The organism is Aliikangiella marina (genome assembly GCF_007004765.1).
Taxonomy (GTDB): domain Bacteria; phylum Pseudomonadota; class Gammaproteobacteria; order Enterobacterales; family Kangiellaceae; genus Aliikangiella; species Aliikangiella marina.
In genome coordinates this window covers 761,699-781,763 of the sequence record NZ_VIKR01000001.1, presented here as the reverse complement: position 1 = coordinate 781,763, position 20,065 = coordinate 761,699, and the positions used below count along the sequence as shown (strand labels likewise).

Here is a 20,065-nt window from a genome sequence, read left to right as displayed (position 1 = left end):
CTTGGCAAGTTTATTTAATGTTCTTCCCTCGTTCCCAGCTCCTCGTGCCTCGCTCCTGAAAAGCGCTATAAACTTTTCACCGCTGCCGCTCCAAGCGCCAACTGGTAAACAATCTGACTCACATTAGTCCAAAGCGTTAGAGACTTAATTCGATCGGTATCCAATGGAACGACAATAGTATCGCCCGGATTTAGCATTTCATTTTGATGGGTTAGCCAACCACTTTGGTTAGGCAAAAATACTGAACCATCGGCTTTAACCACATAAATACGATCATCGTCAGCTCGCCCTGTAAGCCCTCCACTTTTGTCTAGGTAGTCTTCAAGCGTCCATTGCTCATTGAACAGATGCGAAGTGGCATGCTGCACCTCACCTAGTACCGAAATTTCTTGGCGAAATGCGGGAATAATCAACTGGTCGCCATCTTGTAGCTGAATATCTGTCATTTCATTAGAAACAATTCTTTCTAAATCAATGACCAAACGCCCTACGGCTTCAGTTTCAGACAAAGCGTTTAATAAGGCCTCTGCATTATTCATTCCGGCAGCCTCTCCTGCCGCAACCTCTTCGAGCTCACTTGCGGCAATATCCGCTCGCATTCTTTCTCGTAACTCTTCTAATCGTGCTGACTCTTGAAGTTTTAATGCTTCACGAGTAAAAACCGCGGCTTGAATATGCGCCATTGGGGTAAAGCCACCAGCTCTGGAGATCACCTGCGAGAGAGTTTCACCTCGCTTAAACTCGTATTCTCCAGGAAATCTTACTTCGCCTTGCAATGAAATATTTAACCGCTCTCGATACTCTGGCGTTGTATACACAGCTAGTTTGTCTTTTGGCTGTAACTCAAATGATTTTCGGCCTGTTAATTGTTCCGCTAAGTTCACGTTAATATGTTCAACGCTTGCCGATTCAAAGTTGGATAAATCTTTTCTAGTAATTTCAGCATTACCCAAATAAGCGGCTTCCCTTAAACCACCGGCTAATAAAATTAAATCTCGAGTATTCATATTTTGAGAAAGTGGATACACCCCTGGAAATCTAACATTCCCGGAAATTTCCACAATTCGAACTAACTGACCGTCAGAGGTTTGCTCTTTCAATTTTTCAATCACAGGCGTAAGCAGACTCACTCGAAAGTTTGTTTTACTTTCGATTTCTTCTTTTTCCAATTGGGCTTCAAGCGCGTTGGCTTCTTCAATCGAACCGATTTCAGGATCGGTTTCTTTGAATAAGTCTAACGAAGAACCTGAATGCCTGGAAGCATCAAAGGCACTAAAAGTGACCACTCTATCTAGAGGCTTTAGCAGAATATCTTTATCTTCGCCGCCCTCAATAACAGATCGCGGATTAAAGTGAAGTACCGAAATTTCTCGCAGCGGTAAAGATTTGCGAATTATCAAGGCGATATTGAGATCGGTATTTTCTTTGAAATCTCTGATAGAAGTAATCACATCACCTAAGGTTAAATTTTGTTTCCATTTCACTTTTCTTGGACGATGGAAAGTGCCGGTTAAACCAACAACCCCCTCGTACTCATCTAAAACAGTACTGATCTCAACTAAGTCGCCATCTTTTAGTCGAGTCGACTTAGCTTGCTTAGTCGTTAAGTCGACGTCAATGACTGTCGTAAAACCACTATTACTTTTTCTAGTGATATGAGAGATATTAGGATAAGCACTAGCTGAATAACCTCCAGCCAATTGAATTAAACTTTCTAAGTTATTTTCATTTTTTAATTCATAAACTGCCGGTCTTTTAACTTCGCCTGTAATGCCTGCGGTTTTTCCGACAGGTGGAATGTAGATAACATCACCCGGCTGTAACCTTTGATCACCACTGGTATCCCCTTTTTGCAAGAGGTCGTAAAGATCGAGAGTGGTAATCACTTCACCCTGGCGCTTTAACTGAATATTTCTTAGTGAACCAAACTCTTTGACACCACCACTAACAAAAAGCGCGTTGGTCATAGTCGACAACGCGCTTACTGTATATGAGCCCGGTTTGAATGCTTCACCGAGAACAAAGACTCGGATTGATCGAAGTTCGCCCAATGAAATTACTGCTCTCACGCCAATCATTTGTTCTTTGACGGTCTCTTGAATTCTTGATTTTGCTTCGGTGAAATTTAAACCTGCTAATGAGATAGGGCCGAGCTCAGGAAAATTAATGGTACCATCACGGCTTACGGTCAAATTGATATTCTGACTGACTTTGCCGAGCAATTGAATTTGTAGTTGGTCTCCAGGCCCCATCACATAGTTGACCGGTACAGGAATATCTGTCGCAGGCGCAAAAGTTGTAGGAATGCCAGCAAATAGATCATACCCGTAACGAGTCAGTCCACTGTCATCAATAAATTTAGTGGTTTCTACTAGGTCTGCAACAAACTCGACTTCTTCAGAAACCGGTTCAGTTGGCTCGCCGATAACACCTCTTGAATTCATTTCGACTGCCGATCCTCTGGGAATCACCGTACGAATAGGCTGCTGAGTGCTTTCTTGCGAATTTAAGTTACTCACCGATGAACATAATTGATCGACATCGTAACCAGCAGCCTTGGCCATTTGTCTTTGCTGTGGCGTGATGTTACGGCATTGACTTTGTATATTGGCTAATTCAGCGGCCTGTGAATAGCTGCTGCCAGTGTAACCGACAATAGAAATGAGAAAAGTCGAAATTGACACAATCAATCGCATATTGATATCCATGGATTTCTTAAATTCTAGGTATTTGTTAGTTAATTCAGAATGCTGGGCTGGAACGCTAGCCAGGCCGAATGCTATGTGCTATGCGCCAGAAATTATAACTTTGATCGTTCAATTCTCGATCCATGACCAGGGTTAATATTCAATCCAGCGTATCAACTGAAGCTTATTTTCCCTGTATTTCAGAAGGCTCCAGGCACGCTACCGCCCTTAAGTTACGGCACTTAAATCGCCACTGTCTATCCACACTGCACGAGTTTATCTTTTCTGACGTAATTGAGTAAATTAACGATTGGGATCGAGAATGGAAGACAAAGCAACCCAAAGTGTTCTATCTCACTTTTATTCCCTTGCAATTGAACCGATCAAATCCCTAATTTTTTGGTTGTTTTACATACAGTTAAGTTACTTTATTACGCACCATATTAACGCGAGCAAATTATACCCGAAGGGATCAGCAAATACAGCTTTATTACAGAATAAAAGGAGTGGAATTGTGGCTAAAATGCGGCTTTTAGCACTAATCGGCGATTATTTGTTCGTTGGCGACATTTAAACGGCTTTGTTTCCCTAAAAAGTCGATCAAAATCATCGCTCTCTGCTCGCCGCTTTCAGCAACAAACATGCCTTTGAGCCCCTCAAATGGCCCTGAGAGAATTCGGACAGCGTCACCGTGTTTCAGGCTATTTGTTGCAGATGCAAGTTTAAACTCTTGCTCTGATTTGACGAACTGATTAATTAAATTTTGCGGTACTTTAGCCACATTGCCAGAAAACCTCACCCAATCCCTAATTCCGCGGGTTGAGCGGACTTTATGCCATTGAGCGTCTTCGGGAGAAACATTGATAAAAATATACCCAGTAAACATGGGTTCCTCGACCAAACGTTTCTTTCCTGAACGCACTTTTTCAACTTTAATTATCGGCGAATAAGATTTAATTCCCTGATTTTTAAGGTTTTCTTCAGCCCGGGTTTCTTGTCTGGGTTTGGTAGTCGCAAGATACCACTCTGATGAACTGCTCATGGGGCGCCATTTCTATGTTGGATGGGTTGATTATATTGTCTGACTTAATTGTATCGTCGGAACTAATTATATCGAAGACAGAAGTTTCGAGTATAGCGAATTGTGATCAGTTTCAGTCTCGGTCTCAGCGGTTTATTCAAAGAACCGTCTGATTAATCAGAAGATAATGACCCTGCAGATGACGAAACACCCAACTGACTCTCGATAAATCCTTTATTTTTCAGTTTAATCGAATCAATAACAGCGGTAATTCCTTGATTTTTATATTGATTTCTAAAACTATCTTTCTTCAGCGTTACGTAACTCACGCCTTGAATTAAAATGTCATAGAGCTGCCAACTGTTCCCCTCTTTGGCAACCTTAAAATTGACTTCGAACTCAGGCAACAAGTTAGGGATGACTTTCAAAGTCAGTAGCGCGCGCGTTTTCTTTTGATTGAGCTTGAGTTTAACAAACTCAAGTTGCTGACCATCGTACAAAGAAAATCCTTCCTGGACATAACGTTGAATCGTATCATTAAAGCCTTTAACCAGTCCTTGCTGCTCAGCACTCGACAACTCCATCCAGTACTTTTTACCGAACAGTCCACGTAAAGTTTTCTCTGAATTCCAAAGCGGCAGCACCGACCTATCGACGAATTTTGCAAGGTCATGAGGGCTTTGTGCGAATTTAGCCTGATTTTCCTCAAGGGTACTATTGATATGCTTCACTCGCTCGATGTAGTGGTCTTGCAAATTTCCGAGGATCGGCTCAGCGATACTCGAGGCACTTGCATTTCCACAGAGAACTAGCGTCAAGAGAATCAGGTATTCTTTGAAATTTAAAACTGTTTTCATAGGCGCAATTTTACATCAAAAAAACTGACTTTGGAGCGCTGGTGTGAAAAATGTTACATTTTGCGCGCTAAGTCTGAAAACGGGTGGTTAACTTGTCTATTGCTTCGTTCTACCTTATTCTTTCGAACTTTGGGTCGTTCTTGTAGTTCGACTAACAAGACACATTACAACAACTATCAATCATAAATAGCAAACTGGGCGTTTCAGCTGAATAATCGCCTGGTCTTAAGTAGGCAATAAACTAATGACAAAAGCTTTCAAAGTTCCTCACACCCTTATTTTACTGTTACTGATGATGATCGTCGCTTATGTCGCGACTTGGTTAGTTCCTCAAGGATTCTTCGAGACAGTCACTTTGGATAATGGCCGACAAACCGTTGTGCCAGGGACTTTTGCTCTGACGGATGAGCAGATTCGATTAACGCCGATGGACTTTTTAGTGGCTATTCCTCGCGCTTTTGCGGCCGCTCAGGATGTTATCTTCTTTGTGTTTATTGTCGGTGGTGTTTTAGCAGTGGCTCGCGCCACAGGAACTATCGACGCGCTAATCGGTAACTTATTAGAAAAGTTTGGTCAAAAGCCTCACATGTTAATCTTCATGGTAGTCTTTTGCTTTGCGATGGCATCTGGTGCGATCGGCACAGCCGGCGAATACATCCCCTTCGTTTTAATTTTGGTGGGACTCTGTAAGGCGATGCGCTTGGACTCGATGACTGCAGTGGGCATGGTGGTGACCGGTTATGGGATCGGTTATGGTGTCTCAGCATTCAATCCGTTTACCGTGATGGTCGCGCAAACAATATCGGAAGTTCCGGTTTATTCGGGCATTGAAGTTAGACTGGCTATCTTTATTCCTTTTGTTCTGATTGGCTTTCATCACGTATGGAGTTATGCGAAAAAGGTCCTAGAAAATCCCGCTAATTCAATGACCGCTCATTTACCCTGCCCACTCGCAGATATCGACGAAGCCGACTATCCCAAGCTGGCGCTGAGACACAAACTCATATTACTGGGCTTGGTGCTAACTATCGCAACCGCCGTATGGGGAATCTCACAACATGGTTGGTACCTGTACGAACTGGGTGCATTATTTATTTTATGGGGCATCGTAACCGCGGTTCTTGGCAAACTATCTGCAAATACCGCAGCCGATCAATTTATTGAAGGCGTTAAGGACTTAGCAACGACCGCAATGCTAATCGGTGTTGCGCGCGGTATCGCGCTTATAATGGAAGATGGCCAAATCCTCCATTCATTGGTTTATGGGATGTCCTACCCATTGTCTTTTGTCGGCTCTGAAATCGCTGCTGTGGGTATGTTTATTATGCAAACTTTGTTGAATCTATTCATTCCATCAGGCAGCGGGCAAGCCTATGTCACCATTCCTTTACTGGCGCCTGTTGGTGATTTAGTTGGTGTTTATCGCCAGGTCGTCGTGCTTGCTTACCAATTCGGTGACGGCTTTTCGAATATGATCATTCCAACTAATGCAGTATTAATGGGAATTATCGGCATGGCCGGAGTACCTTATCACCTCTGGTTTAGATTCTGTTTTCCATTGATGATCAAATTAATGACTGCTGCTGCAATCGTGCTGGTACTTGCTGTAACCTTTGATTATGGTGCAGATGTGCAGCCAACGATAACGACAAACGTTACTCAAAACTGAGTAATCCTGGAATTGTTTCACTAATAATTATAATACGGCTGATGAGGTTACACTCATCAGCATTCTCCACAAGTCAATTATTTAAGCTATGTTTGTGAAGTTTGAAATTGTAGAATTTGTAACAAGTGTTTGATGGTAAAAGCTTTATATCGCGAGTGGTTCTTTTACCTTGATAGTCTAGTCTTGCGACCACTTAAAGCGTGGTAGTCGCGAGTGAATCTTTTACCTCGAGAGTCCAGTCTTGATACCACAAAAAGCGTGGTAGTCGCGAGTGAGTCTTTTACCTGGAGAGTCCAGTCTTGATACCACAAAAAGCGTGGTAGTCGCGAGTGGGTCTTTTACCTGGAGAGTCCAGTCTTGATACCACAAAAAGCGTGGTAGTCGCGAGTGGACTCGAACCACCGACCCCCACCATGTCAAGGTGGTGCTCTAACCAACTGAGCTACGCGACTATTTTGGAGTATTTTGAAGCATTAATGCTTACTGCTTCGAAATGTGGCGCGTATCTTATCAGAAAGATTTTATTTTTCAACGGTTAATTTTATTTAATTCGCGCCAATCGTTCTCTACAAACAAATCCAACTCTGCAATGATAGCGGTTGTTTATTTCGTAGGCTAAAGCTTATTTAGGATAACCTTCCGGGTTTTTACTTTGCCAACGCCATGTATCAGCGACCATTTCATTTAAACCTCGCTTGGCTGACCAGCCAAGCTTTTCCTTAGCCAAAGTTGCGTCAGCCCAGCATTCTGCGATATCGCCTGGTCTTCTGGCGACAATTTCATAAGGGACTTTCTGGCCAGTTTTTTCGACAAATGCATCAACCATTTGTAAAACCGAATAGCCGGTTTGAGTGCCAAGATTAATCGCGTTTATACCTTCTAAGGCATCAATATTTTCGATTGCTTTGACATGAGCATCGGACAAGTCGACAACATGAATATAATCCCGTACTCCGGTGCCATCAATGGTGTCATAGTCGTCTCCAAACACCGAAAGCTTCTCACGTTTTCCAACCGCCACCTGGCTGATAAACGGCATAAGATTATTCGGAATCCCACTGGGATCCTCGCCAATCATGCCACTTTCATGGGCACCGATAGGGTTAAAGTATCTGAGCAAAACAATATTCCAGCCCTGCTCCGACGCAGCCAAGTCGCGCATAATTTGTTCAATATAAAGTTTAGTGCTGCCATACGGATTGGTGGTTGAAGTGGGAAAGTCTTCGGTAATCGGTACACTAGCTGGATCACCATATACCGTGGCAGAAGAAGAAAAAACCATATTGCGGCAATCGTGTTTTTGCATAACCTTCAGCAGGCAAACTGAACCGAATACATTTTGTTCGTAGTATTCCAAGGGTATTTGGGTAGACTCACCAACGGCTTTTAAACCGGCAAAGTGCACGACAGCTTTAAAGTCATGCTCCATAAACAACGCATCGAGTTTTTCTGTGTCACGAATATCGACTCGATGAAATATAACCGGCTGACCAGTGATATCTTCGACTCGGCGCATAGACTCTAAGGACGAGTTTGATAGATTGTCGACTACAATGACTTGATAACCGGCTTCTAGCAATAACAACGTTGTGTGACTACCAATATAGCCGGCACCACCGGTTACTAGCACTTTCCCTAAACTCATTTTCTATTCCTTGTTGAGTACTACTTAATCGAGAACATTATAAATTAGCTAACAACAAGTCGCTAGTAGGTTGAGACAGATTCTATTATAGAAGTGCTAAGAACTAAGAACTAAGAACTAAGAACTAAGAACTAAGAACTAGACCCGGCTGGCGCTCCAGCTAAGAACTAAGGCTAAGAATTTTAGCACTTAGTTCCTAGGATTTAGTTCCTCGCCCTCAATTATTGAAGCGACGAGTTTATTAAAAAGATGTGCTTATTTAAAAACGAGCTCACCATCGTAGACATCTAAAACAACGGGTTTACCGTGCTCTACTTTTCCAGCAAGAATTTTTTCCGCAAGTGGATTTTCTACCCATTGTTGAATGGCCCGTTTTAGCGGTCTAGCACCATACACAGGGTCAAACCCTTTATCGGACACATTCGCCAAAGCTTCCTCTGAATATTCAAACGAAATGCCATTATCATTCAATCGCTCAACTAGGTGGCTCAACTGAATTTTCGCAATCTGTTTTACATGCTCTTTCTCTAGAGAATGGAATATCACCGTTTCATCGATACGATTTAAAAACTCAGGTCTGAAATAATCACCAATCACACCATGAATTTTCTGTTTCAGCTCATCATAATGCGCCTCGCCTGCAGACTCCATAATCAAATCTGAGCCCAAGTTTGATGTCATAATGATAACAGTATTCCTAAAGTCTACGGTTCTGCCCTGGCCATCCGTTAAGCGACCATCTTCCAGTACCTGTAATAGAATATTAAACACGTCCGGATGCGCTTTTTCGACTTCGTCCAGCAATATCACTGAATATGGTTTTCTTCTCACCAGTTCCGTTAAATACCCCCCTTCGTCATAACCGACGTATCCAGGCGGCGCACCGATTAATCTCGCGACAGAATGCTTCTCCATAAATTCGGACATATCGATCCTCACCATCGCGTCTTCTGAATCAAATAAGAAGTTGGCCAGCGCTTTACTTAATTCAGTTTTTCCCACTCCGGTAGGCCCCAAAAATAAGAAAGAGCCGTTAGGTCGATTCGGGTCAGACAGTCCCGCTCTCGAACGACGAACGGCATTAGAAACTGCCGATACCGCTTCTTCTTGCCCTATCACTCGGGTATGTAAGTGTTCTTCGATTTTGAGTAACTTTTCTCGCTCACCTTCCAGCATTTTTTCAACAGGAATTCCAGTCCACTTAGAGACAATATGAGCGATTTCATTGTCACTTACTCGGTTTCGAAGCAAAGTCATATCTTGCATTTCAACTTGGCTTGCCATATCAAGCTGATGCTCTAACTCAGGAATTCGTCCGTATTGAAGTTCAGACATTCTTGCTAAATCACCTGCTCGCTTAGCAGCATCTAAATCAATACGCGCACGTTCTAAATCTGTTTTAATGGCCTGAGTGCCATGCAGCGCGGCCTTCTCTGCCGTCCAAATCTCATTTAACTCGGCAAACTCTCTTTCCATTTCCTCGATCTTTTCTTCTAGATCAGCCAAGCGTTTTTTAGAGCTTTCATCGCTTTCTTTTTTCAGCGCCTCGCGTTGAATTTTTTGCTGAATTAGCTTGCGCTCGAGACGATCCATTTGTTCGGGTTTTGAATCGATTTCCATACGAATTAAACTCGCTGCTTCGTCAACTAAATCGATCGCTTTATCAGGTAGTTTTCTATCAGAAATATAGCGATGAGAAAGCGTCGCAGCCGCAACGATGGCGGGATCAGTTATATCTACACCATGATGAACTTCATAACGCTCTTTTAAACCTCGCAAAATTGCGATCGTATCTTCAACCGTTGGCTCATCCACTTGGACTTTTTGAAAACGCCTTTCCAAAGCGGCATCTTTCTCGACATACTTGCGATATTCATCTAAAGTCGTTGCGCCAACGCAGTGCAGTTCACCTCGAGCAAGTGCAGGTTTTAGCATGTTACCTGCGTCCATTGAACCTTCTGATTTACCCGCTCCAACCATAGTGTGAATTTCATCGATAAAAAGAATTATTTGGCCTTCTTGTTTTGCTAAATCGTTGAGCACCGCTTTTAAACGCTCCTCAAACTCGCCTCTAAATTTCGCACCAGCAATTAATGCGCCCATATCCAATGATAAAACACGCTTACTCTTTAACCCTTCGGGAACTTCGCCATTAACAATTCGCTGCGCCAAGCCTTCAACGATCGCCGTTTTACCAACCCCGGGCTCTCCAATCAACACCGGATTATTTTTTGAACGACGTTGCAGTACTTGAATTGTGCGACGGATTTCATCGTCTCGACCGATTACCGGATCAAGTTTGCCTTGTTCTGCTCGCTCGGTTAAATCAATGGTAAACTTTTCTAATGCTTGGCGTTGTTCTTCAGCATTGGGATCATCAACAGCTTGACCACCTCGAACTTGTTCGATCGCATTTTCGATACTGTTTTTATCCGCACCAAGTGACTTAAGAATTCGTCCAAGCTCACCTTTATCATCGATAGCCGCGATGACAAACAGCTCACTTGAGATATACTGATCTTTACGCTGTTGAGCGAGCTTATCGCAATGATTTAATAAACGAGCCAAATCGTTAGAAATATGAACTTCACCCGGTGCACCTTCCACTTGAGGAAGGTGGTCGAGAGCTTCGCCTAATTGACTGCGTAAACTGTGCAAATTTATTCCAGTCTGCGCAAACAAGTGACGTACACTCCCACCCTCTTGGTTGAGTAATGCAGTCATTAAATGGATAGGTTCAATAAACTGATGATCACGCCCAACCGCTAAAGATTGTGCATCTGCAATGGCCAGCTGGAATTTGCTGGTAAACTTTTCCATTCGCATGAGTTTCCCCTCAAATAAAAACTTAGTTAATGCCTAAAAGATGGGGATCATGAACTCGAAATCAAGGGAAAAATAGAAGTACTCAGTTTCAAACACCGAATACAATGATTTTGTTCTCTTTTCTTAGCTCTTAGCTCTTAGCTCTTAGCTCTTAGCTCTTAGCTCTTAGCTCTTAGCTCTTCGAAATTTAACTAAACTATCTTATCCCGCTTTCCCACTAACCAGCCACCCATGGCTTCGCGAAACCCCGGGTCGAGTGCTTGCTCAGGTGAAACCGGTGGATGCTCTACAAATGTAATGTTGCTTCGTTTGATAATTGAGTGAGCAATTGTACCCGGGGCTCCGACCCCTAAAATCCGCACCGGCAAAATATGACAGTCACTGAGTTGACTCAGGCGAACAATGCCTGGCTTGATGATTTCTCTCGGCAAATCATGACGATGAATTCCACCTTGCGGAAATAGTGACACAAGTTCACCCGCCTTAATCGCTCTGAGTGCACTTCGGAATGCCTTTTCTACACGACCATCTCTGTTAACAGGGATACAGCCCGCCGCTCTAAACATCCAATTTAAAACCGGTTTATCATATTCTTCTTTGGCGATCATAAACCGAATGGGGCGCCTGGTTGCGGTAATCAAAACGAACGGATCTATTCCGGAGATATGATTGGGTGCAAGTAACACATGCGGGTCGTCGGGTATATGAATGGTTTGTTGGCCTTGACGATGAAATCGACGACAATAAACACGGATTAATCCATCAAGTATATTGGTGCCCCAATGCCCCCAATCAGCCTGATTATTTTTGTGACCGATGAATAAAAGTAAAGCAACTATAAACGAGAGTGTTAATCCGACTAACATACTAAAAAAACCACCAAGCTATTGATTGTCATTGCTATTGTTCACCATTAAATCTAACAACTATTTCCATATCAAGCTAACCATTCGCCCCGTATTTCCATCTCGCCGATAGGAGAAAAACTTTTCTTGATCGTGAAAAGTACAATAGTTACCACCGAAAACTTCGACTCCTTCGCGCTCCATTAAAAATCTTGCGAGCGCAATAAAATCAAACCAAAACTTTTTATCATCCTTAACTTTAAAAAAACTTTGATTTTGAGGCTCTCTGGTAACAAATAAATCAAACACATCTCGGCCAACTTCAAAATGCTGTTTCGAAATAGCCGGGCCAATCCAAGCGATTAACTCGCTCGGCTCACCATTAAAAGTAGCCATAGTGTTTTCGATTACACCAGATTGCAATCCCCGCCAACCAGCATGACAGGCAGCTATCCATGAACCGTTTTTGCTTTTAAAAAGAATAGGTAAACAGTCGGCAGTCATTATTGCTAATACCTGCTTTGGTTGGGTCGTAAAACTGGCATCGGCCGTTGGTGTTCTATGATCGCTTGAAAATTGCAGGCACTCTGTCCCATGAACCTGATTTAACCAAAATGGTTGACTCGGTAACTTCAACGAGTGAGAGAGTACGGATCGGTTTTGTTCAACCGAACCAAAATGGTCGCCAACATGCTGGGCGACGTTCAAACTGTCAAAAGGTGCTTGACTGCCTCCACCTTTCCGAGTCGTGCAAACCGCCTTAACACCATCTTTATTCGGCCAATCAGGATAAATAAAACTATCTTCGCCTAAGCTGTTCATGATTTAGTACCGCTCATTATTGGCGTACGCTATCGCAATCTAAATGATTCACGATTTAGCCGCATCGTGTACTCTAATGGCATCCATCAGCTCAACCATATCTTGAGGAATATCGCATTCCCACTGCATCCATTCGCCGCTGGCCGGGTGAGTCAATCCTAAAATTTTGGCATGTAACGCTTGCCTTCTAAAATTATCGAGAATATTGGTAAAGGATTCACTCATCCCTTTCGGTTTTAAGTTCTTCACGCAATACACAGGGTCACCGACTAGGGGGTGCTTGAGATAGGAAAAGTGTACTCTGATTTGATGGGTCCTGCCCGTTTCTAACTTGACTTGGACCAGTGTAAAATCTTTAAATTTCTCGGCAATTCTGTAGTGGGTAACAGCTTCTTTACCATGCTCTACAACCGCCATCTTCTTGCGACTCACCGGATGGCGGCCAATCGGGAGATCAATGGTATCGCCTGCAACAATTTCTCCGTGGACCAGGGCAAGATATTCACGATGAAACTCTCTCTCTTGAAGCTGCGAGACCAAATGATTATGCGCTTCTGCAGTTTTCGCTACCACGAGAATTCCACTGGTATCTTTGTCAAGCCGATGAACAATACCCGCACGCGCGAGCTTTCTCAGTTCTGGATAGCGATATAATAAGCCGTTAACTAAGGTATCCGTGTAATGCCCTGGCGCGGGGTGAACCACCAGCCCGACCGGTTTGTTGATAATGGCTAGATGCTCGTCTTCATAATGAACATTCAAAGAGATATCAGTGGCTTGCCATTCACCTTGGTCTTCAAGGGTCGTTTCTACTTGCAGCATTTCGCCACCCAAAATCTTGTGTTTGGGCTTATTGGCAACCACTTCATCAACCTTTACTTGGCCATTTTTAATCCAAGCTTGTAGCCGCGAACGAGAAAGGTCCGGAAAGTAAGCAGCTAAAACCTTATCGAGGCGCTCGCCAGCGTGTATATCGTCAACTTCTATCGATTGTTGTTGCTCTTCGAGTGAACTTTTTGTCACTATTACGGCCTTAGTAGCATGGTTATTGTAGCGAACCCTAACCCTCTGGGTTAAAATAGCGCGTTTTTAACACTAAACAGCTCTGACTTAGCGGTTTAGTTAAGAATAGCGAGATTATACGTTATCTTGCAGCTTTATATAAAAATTTTAAAGAAATTAACTAGTTATACTCAATTAAAATGAATCTTTGAGGTTCACACCTAGCAAACTTGAGTATATGGTAGCAATATTTTAGCGATTTTGAGAATTCATGAGAATAGTAAAAAGTATTACCCTGCTGGCTTTTATCGCATTAATCAGTGCGTGTTCAGGAAACAAAGCGACGACAACTGAAGCCCAAAGAATCAACAACGCTTTTAAGCTCTATGAAAAAGCGCAATACTCAATGTTATCCGGCAATTTTAGGACCGCTGTCGAATATCTGGAAAGACTGGACAGCCTCTATCCTTTTGGCGCTTATTCGCACCAAGCCCAGCTCGATTTAATTTATTCTTACTATCGATTGAGCGACTACGCTTCAGGCATAGCCGCTTCAGATAGATTCATACGCCAAAACCCTCGTCACAAAGATCTAGAGTATGCCTACTACATGAAAGGGCTGATTAATTTCTCAACAGAAACCGGCTTCGGTAAAGATCTTTTTTCTGCACCACTTTCTGAGCGAGATGCCAGCACAGCAAGACAAGCATTTGACGACTTTGCCGAGCTTATCCGTTTGTATCCAAATAGCAAATATGCCAAAGATGCCCAGCAAAGAATGATTTATCTGCGAAACCGTTTGGCAGAATATGAGCTACATGTGGCGAATTACTACATGAAGCGAGAAGCTTACCAAGCTGCGGCAGCGCGAGCCAGGTATGTCGTCGATCATTACCCTAAAACGCCGTCAGTGCCTTATGCTTTGCAAATGATGGTTGTAGCTTACGACTTACTAGAATTACCTGAAATGGCGGAAAACTCGCGCCGAGTATTACTGCTAAACTACCCTGACTTCAATGGTGGTTAACGTTTTTTAAGCGCTGATTGAGTCACGCAAGCGCTGACTTGGTCGCGCTCCAAAAACGTAGGTACTAAAATGAATTCCATTGAATAAACTAGACATTGAATAAACACGACATTAAAAACCCAGCTATTCAATAAGCTAGTCGTGTAATTAAGAATAAAAGGGCCAAGTGCCCTTTTATTGTTTTTATAACGCGTGCAGTATCCCCAAGCTGTTGTGTATTTTTTTGTATGATGTCTGTTATACAGCTTATACAGCGCTTTCGTTTTCTTCGCCGGTTCTGATTCGGATCACTTTTTCAATCGTGGTCACGAAAATCTTTCCATCGCCGATTTTACCAGTTCGCGCAATATTCATAATGGTTTCCACACTCAGATCCAGTAAATCGTCCGATACGATAATCTCGATTTTTGTCTTCGGAAGAAAATCAACCATATATTCCGCGCCGCGGTAAAGCTCGGTGTGACCCTTTTGTCTGCCAAACCCTTTAACTTCAGTTACCGTCATACCAGTTATACCTGCATCGCTCAAAGCTTCGCGTACATCGTCTAGTTTGAAGGGTTTTATTATCGCTTCGATTTTTTTCATTATCTGCCTTTCTCGACTATTTAAGTTGACGTAAAAAAGTGTATTTTCGCACCTTTAAGGTGAGTTAGGTGTACCATTTTGGTGCACCTTTAATACGCACTAAACCGTTGATTTATTATGGAATATATAAACCCCCTAGTCCAATGCCTATTGGTTAGAGGTTTGCAAAATTTCTGCCAATATGTCATTAAATTAAATCCTTGTGTTACTATACCGCGCAACATTGAACGAAAGATATCGTAGTATGACAGTAGAAGAAATCATCCAAGCGTTGCGAGTTTTGCCGGAAATCGACCCGGTTACAGAAATAAAAAGAAGGGTTAGTTTTATTCAAAACCAACTCGAACGTAGCGGATTAAAATACCTAGTGCTGGGCATTAGCGGAGGGGTTGACTCTTGCACGCTAGGAAGATTAGCCCAATTAGCCGTCGATGACTTAAATACTCGTAATCGCGGCGAGCAACCTAACACCAGCGATAGCAACGAATACCAGTTCATTGCAGTAAGATTACCCTATGGCGAACAAGCCGATGAAGATGACGCCCAAGCAGTGTTAGATTTCATCAGACCATCGATGCGAATTTCCGTCAACGTAAAACCTGGCGCTGACGGGATCCATTCTGAAACCCTTAAGGCATTGTCCGCTGAAGGTGTTAATAACCTCTCCGAAACCGCCATTGATTTTAATAAAGGCAATGTTAAAGCGCGTGCTCGAATGGTCGCTCAATATGAAATCGCGGGGCTGTTAGGTGGCTTGGTGTTGGGGACTGACCACTCCGCAGAAAATATTACGGGCTTTTTTACTAAATGGGGAGATGGAGCTTGCGATATGATTCCTCTATTTGGTTTAAACAAACGCCAGGTTAGGAAACTAGCCGCGCATTTAGGCGCACCTGAAGTTATCATCAACAAGGCACCAACAGCGGACCTGGAGGATTTGTCACCGGGCAAAACAGATGAGTCGGCGTTAGGCCTAAGCTATGATCAAATTGATGACTTTTTAGAGGGTCAACCAGTTGCTACGGAAGTGAGTGATAAATTAGTCGAAATATTTAACAGAACTCAGCACAAGAGGCGACCGATTCCGACCATTTATGACTGATTGAATCGCTTTAAAATAGCGACTTAATCTACCAGAAACTTCATGCGACAAAAAAACAAACGAATTAGAGTTGCCTATGATTAAGGAATTGCAAGCCGATAAAGCGGAAAAAATACTTCCCTTCTCCGCACCTTGGAGAGCGTTAAGAGTATTTTCCGTTTATCGTGTCGTGCTCGCTTTTTCATTATTTATATTATTTCAATTTAACCAAGAGACATCATTACTTGGCTCGGAAAACCAACAGCTGTTTTATATCAGTATTCTTTCGTTTTCGCTGATCACCGGAGTTGGCCTATTTCTATGTTTCACAGTTAAACGTCTTTATGTTTTACAGATTCAAGTTGCCGTATTAATCGATATCGTTTTCATTTTATTGATGATGCATGCCAGTGGCGGTGCTTCTAGCGGTCTCGGCGTATTGATAGCGGTCAGCACTTCGGCCGCGGCGATATTAACCGGCAACGCGTCTGCGTTAGCCTATTCAGTATTAGCCTCCATCGGTGTTCTGAGCGAAGAGCTGTATTCCGGCGCACTCGGCCTGCATGGTCAGAATGGCATGACTCAAGTTGGTATTTTATCGATAACCTTCATGGCAACTTCACTGCTATCTTATTATTTATCGCGTCGAATTATCGAATCGGAATCGGTCGCACAAGCCTCGATTAAAGGTCTTGAAAACATGGAAAAGCTGAATGAAGAAATCATTCAGTTTATGTCAACTGGCGTCTTAGTGGTCGATAGCTTAAATCAAATTCGCTTAATCAATCGTGCTGCCTGGGTTCATTTGGGGATGCCCCAGTCGACGAAATCACGAAGACTAGAACAAGTCTCAACACCTCTCGCGAGACAAATAAATCTTTGGCGACAAAAAAATAGTTATCGCTCTAAGCCATTTAGAAATACTGGTACCGGCCCTAACCTGTTACCTAATTTCTCAGCAATTGGCGAACAAAAAGACAACGCGATCATTTTCCTGGAGGACACTTCATTTCTTAATCAACAAGCGCAGAGCCTCAAACTTGCATCCCTGGGACGTTTGACCGCGTCAATTGCACATGAAATTCGCAATCCTTTGGGCGCTCTCAGTCATGCCGCACAGCTAATGAAAGAATCAGAGAACATCGACCCCGACAACTTAGGGCTAGTTGAAATTATTGAAAAAAATACCCGCCGAGTGAATGACATCATCGAAAACATCATGAGCATGTCACAACGCAGAACGGTACAAGCTAAAGAGGTAAACTTGTCGAGTTTTATCCCTAGTATGCTTCAAGACTACGTCAGTGGAAAAGATAATAAACCGCTGCTTGATATTCAGTTTCAATCACCAAACTTAAAAGTTCATTTTGATGTTTCTCAGCTTACTCAAATTTTAACGAATTTAATCGACAACGCCGCTCGATACAGTGAACTTAAAACCGGAAAGCCTTACGTTCAGTTAATGGGTGGTGTCGAGCCTCATAGCCAAACGATGTTTTTGGACGTAATAGACAAAGGTGAAGGGATAACCCCCGAAGTAGCAGAGAAACTCTTCGAACCATTTTTTACAACGAGTCGTTCAGGTACTGGCCTTGGATTATATTTGTCAAAAGAACTTTGTGAAGCAAACCGTGCCCGCTTGGATTATATTCCACTCACCACTGGCGGCTCGTGTTTTAGAATAAGCTTTTCTGCAGGAAACATCCGCAATAAATAAATCGCCAAAACTTCACTGGCAGAGATCAGTCCAATAGCCAAGAGAAGAATTTTAGTAGATAATAGTTTTGCGCATTCTAATCATTAAATTTTGTGAGGCTGGGACAAACACATGAGTAAATCGCCATTAGCACTTATTGTCGATGACGAACCAGATATATTGCAATTACTTGGAATAACCTTGCTTAGAATGGGCATTGATACTCGCAAAGCAGAAAACCTAGAACAAGCCTACCACCACTTAGAAAACAATCAGTTTGATGTTTGTCTGACTGACATGAGATTGCCGGATGGAGACGGTTTGGAGCTCGTTGAGCACATTCAAGAGAAACATCCCGAACTCCCCGTCGCTCTGATTACAGCTCATGGTAATATGGAAATCGCGATTGATGCAATGAAAGCCGGCGCTTTCGACTTTCTTTCCAAACCTGTTGATCTCAATGCGCTCCGAGACTTGATTGGTTCGGCGATAAAACTCAACCAGCCGAGTCAGAGCAGCAAGAAGACCACGCGCAAAATGAAAAAGCAATTGATTGGTGATACACCAATCATGAAGCAACTCAAGCAAACCATTTTAAAATTAGCGCGCAGCCAAGCGCCCGTTTTTATTAATGGAGAATCAGGCACAGGTAAAGAGTTAGTCGCCAAATTAATCCACTATAAAGGACCTCGAGCGGACGCACCTTTTGTTCCTGTCAACTGCGGCGCTATTCCTTCTGAACTAATGGAGAGCGAGTTTTTTGGTCATAAAAAAGGCAGTTTTACCGGGGCGATTAGTGACAAGAAAGGGCTTTTCCAATCGGCAGATGGTGGAACGTTGTTTCTTGACGAAATTGCAGAACTCCCTATTGCAATGCAAGTTAAGTTACTAAGAGCCATTCAAGAAAAATCCGTTAGACCTGTTGGCGGCGAATCAGAAATACCAATTAATGTCAGAATACTCAGTGCAAGTCATAAAAACCTATTAGAACTGGTCGAAAAAGAAGCTTTCAGGCAAGATTTATTCTATCGAATTAACGTTATCGAGCTATCAGTCCCCTCTTTAAAAGAGCGCGCTGGAGACATTCCAAAACTGGCTGAGTATTTGCTCGGCCAGCTAGCAAGCTTGCATGGCACTGATACACTTAATATTTCCCAACAAGCGTTGGATCGACTCATCAAGTATGAATTCCCAGGTAATATTAGAGAGCTCGAGAATATTCTTGAGCGAGCCACAACATTATGCTCTGGTGATGAAATTCAGCTGGATGACCTGAACTTACCCAGTGGTTCCACAGACAACAAAGACTCGAAACCTCAGCATGCATCAATCGTTGACTTGCCTCAGCGGAACGATTTGACTTTGGACGAATACCTTGAACAAATAGAAACCGCGGAAATAAAAAAAGCAATGCAAGCAGCCAAAGGCAATAAAACACAGGCAGCAAAACTACTAGGTATAAGTTTCAGAGCAATGCGATATAAGCTGAAAAAACTTAACCTTGAGTAATTCACTACACGCCAATTATTTCTAGATTAAACTAAACCTCAAGAAAGTAAAAGCCTACTTTCCGCATGTCCAATCTCTCACAGATAAAACCGCTTTATTAGGTCAATTTAGCAAGTCATACACTGACTTCTTATTCAGCTTTAGCCAATTTAGCTTATTACCTTATCAAGATAATATAGTTTTCAATCAGTAATGACTAAGCAGGTGAAATTGAAAATGAATAATCGACAACTTCAACAGGGAATCACTTTAATCGACTTAGTACTAACAATCAGTATATTGAGTTTATTATTAGGAACAGCGCTACCAGCCTTTGACGAGTTGCTTGATAAAAATAAAGTTAATGCTCAATTAATGCAACTAAGATCGACACTACAGCTAGCGCGTAAGATAGCTATCACTGAAAGGGAAAAAGTAACCGTTTGTCCGACAAGTGATAATTTGAACTGCAGCTCAGATTGGTCGCAGGGATACATGGCATTTATTGACCATAATGAAGATAGACACTTCAACAACACCGATCAGTTAGCTTACAGTCACCAAATCAGGGACGAGCATTTACAAGTAAAATGGAGAGCATTTGGTGTCCGTAGTTCGTTTCAGTGGCACGAAACAGGCATCACCAACCATCAAAATGGTACTTTTTATTTGTGTTTTAAGGAAAAACCAAAGTTATCAAGAGCCTTAATAATCACTAAAGCTGGTCGCATCAGGATCTCTAAAGACACAGACGGCGATGAAATCCATGAAGGGGCCAACGACAAAAACCTTAACTGCAATTAACGCCTCACTG

Annotated in this window: 15 protein-coding genes and 1 tRNA gene; 6 read left to right on the top strand and 10 right to left on the bottom strand. The window is 42.7% G+C overall.

What is annotated here, in order from left to right; translation table 11 throughout:
* Positions 1–65: 65 nt before the first annotated feature.
* The 3 genes from FLL45_RS03465 to FLL45_RS03450 form a co-directional block, all read right to left on the bottom strand.
* Positions 66–2,696 carry an SLBB domain-containing protein gene (locus FLL45_RS03465; RefSeq protein WP_185964306.1) on the bottom strand — a complete coding sequence of 877 codons (2,631 nt, stop codon included), beginning with the start codon at positions 2,694–2,696 and terminating at the stop codon, positions 66–68.
* 529 nt (positions 2,697–3,225) lie between these two features.
* Positions 3,226–3,729, bottom strand: a complete 504-nt coding sequence (gene rfaH, locus FLL45_RS03455; RefSeq protein WP_142888381.1) for a transcription/translation regulatory transformer protein RfaH — start codon at positions 3,727–3,729, stop codon at positions 3,226–3,228.
* 152 nt (positions 3,730–3,881) lie between these two features.
* Positions 3,882–4,565 carry an MlaC/ttg2D family ABC transporter substrate-binding protein gene (locus tag FLL45_RS03450; protein WP_142888380.1) on the bottom strand — a complete coding sequence of 228 codons (684 nt, stop codon included), beginning with the start codon at positions 4,563–4,565 and terminating at the stop codon, positions 3,882–3,884.
* A 244-nt stretch (positions 4,566–4,809) separates the two neighbouring features.
* On the opposite strand from FLL45_RS03450, the gene FLL45_RS03445 reads away from it, so the two are divergent.
* Complete coding sequence (locus FLL45_RS03445; RefSeq protein ID WP_142888379.1) at positions 4,810–6,234, top strand: YfcC family protein; 1,425 nt, start codon at positions 4,810–4,812, stop codon at positions 6,232–6,234.
* Between the two features lie 375 nt (positions 6,235–6,609).
* Here FLL45_RS03445 and FLL45_RS03440 read toward each other — a convergent pair.
* The 6 genes from FLL45_RS03440 to rluD form a co-directional block, all read right to left on the bottom strand.
* Positions 6,610–6,686 (bottom strand) — tRNA-Val (locus FLL45_RS03440).
* Between the two features lie 170 nt (positions 6,687–6,856).
* Entirely contained in the window at positions 6,857–7,879 is a 1,023-nt protein-coding gene (gene galE / locus FLL45_RS03435; protein WP_142888378.1) for a UDP-glucose 4-epimerase GalE, read from the bottom strand.
* A gap of 255 nt (positions 7,880–8,134) precedes the next feature.
* A complete protein-coding gene (clpB, locus tag FLL45_RS03430; protein ID WP_142888377.1) occupies positions 8,135–10,705 on the bottom strand; it encodes an ATP-dependent chaperone ClpB in 2,571 nt (856 codons plus the stop codon).
* A gap of 191 nt (positions 10,706–10,896) precedes the next feature.
* A complete protein-coding gene (locus FLL45_RS03425; protein WP_142888376.1) occupies positions 10,897–11,571 on the bottom strand; it encodes a lysophospholipid acyltransferase family protein in 675 nt (224 codons plus the stop codon).
* A gap of 60 nt (positions 11,572–11,631) precedes the next feature.
* Positions 11,632–12,372: a peptidoglycan editing factor PgeF gene (pgeF, locus tag FLL45_RS03420; protein WP_142888375.1), complete on the bottom strand. Its 741-nt coding sequence runs from the start codon at positions 12,370–12,372 to the stop codon at positions 11,632–11,634.
* Positions 12,373–12,420: 48 nt separating this feature from the next.
* Positions 12,421–13,395 (bottom strand): 23S rRNA pseudouridine(1911/1915/1917) synthase RluD, encoded by a 975-nt coding sequence (gene rluD / locus FLL45_RS03415; protein WP_246075748.1) that lies wholly within the window; start codon positions 13,393–13,395, stop codon positions 12,421–12,423.
* 250 nt (positions 13,396–13,645) lie between these two features.
* On the opposite strand from rluD, the gene FLL45_RS03410 reads away from it, so the two are divergent.
* On the top strand, positions 13,646–14,401 hold the full coding sequence (locus tag FLL45_RS03410; RefSeq protein ID WP_142888374.1) for an outer membrane protein assembly factor BamD: 756 nt from the start codon (positions 13,646–13,648) through the stop codon (positions 14,399–14,401).
* Positions 14,402–14,647: 246 nt separating this feature from the next.
* Here the strand turns inward: FLL45_RS03410 and FLL45_RS03405 are convergent, their stop codons facing one another.
* Positions 14,648–14,986, bottom strand: a complete 339-nt coding sequence (locus FLL45_RS03405; RefSeq protein WP_142888373.1) for a P-II family nitrogen regulator — start codon at positions 14,984–14,986, stop codon at positions 14,648–14,650.
* Positions 14,987–15,230: 244 nt separating this feature from the next.
* On the opposite strand from FLL45_RS03405, the gene nadE reads away from it, so the two are divergent.
* The 4 genes from nadE to FLL45_RS03385 all read left to right on the top strand — a co-directional run bounded on the left by nadE (position 15,231) and on the right by FLL45_RS03385 (position 20,055).
* On the top strand, positions 15,231–16,088 hold the full coding sequence (gene nadE / locus FLL45_RS03400) for an ammonia-dependent NAD(+) synthetase (RefSeq protein WP_142888372.1): 858 nt from the start codon (positions 15,231–15,233) through the stop codon (positions 16,086–16,088).
* Between the two features lie 76 nt (positions 16,089–16,164).
* Positions 16,165–17,784, top strand: coding sequence for a sensor histidine kinase (locus tag FLL45_RS03395; RefSeq protein ID WP_142888371.1), 1,620 nt, complete (start codon positions 16,165–16,167; stop codon positions 17,782–17,784).
* Positions 17,785–17,895: 111 nt separating this feature from the next.
* Positions 17,896–19,272, top strand: coding sequence for a sigma-54-dependent transcriptional regulator (locus tag FLL45_RS03390; protein WP_142888370.1), 1,377 nt, complete (start codon positions 17,896–17,898; stop codon positions 19,270–19,272).
* Between the two features lie 216 nt (positions 19,273–19,488).
* Positions 19,489–20,055, top strand: coding sequence for a GspH/FimT family pseudopilin (locus FLL45_RS03385; RefSeq protein ID WP_185964305.1), 567 nt, complete (start codon positions 19,489–19,491; stop codon positions 20,053–20,055).
* The last annotated feature ends 10 nt before the right edge of the window (positions 20,056–20,065 follow it).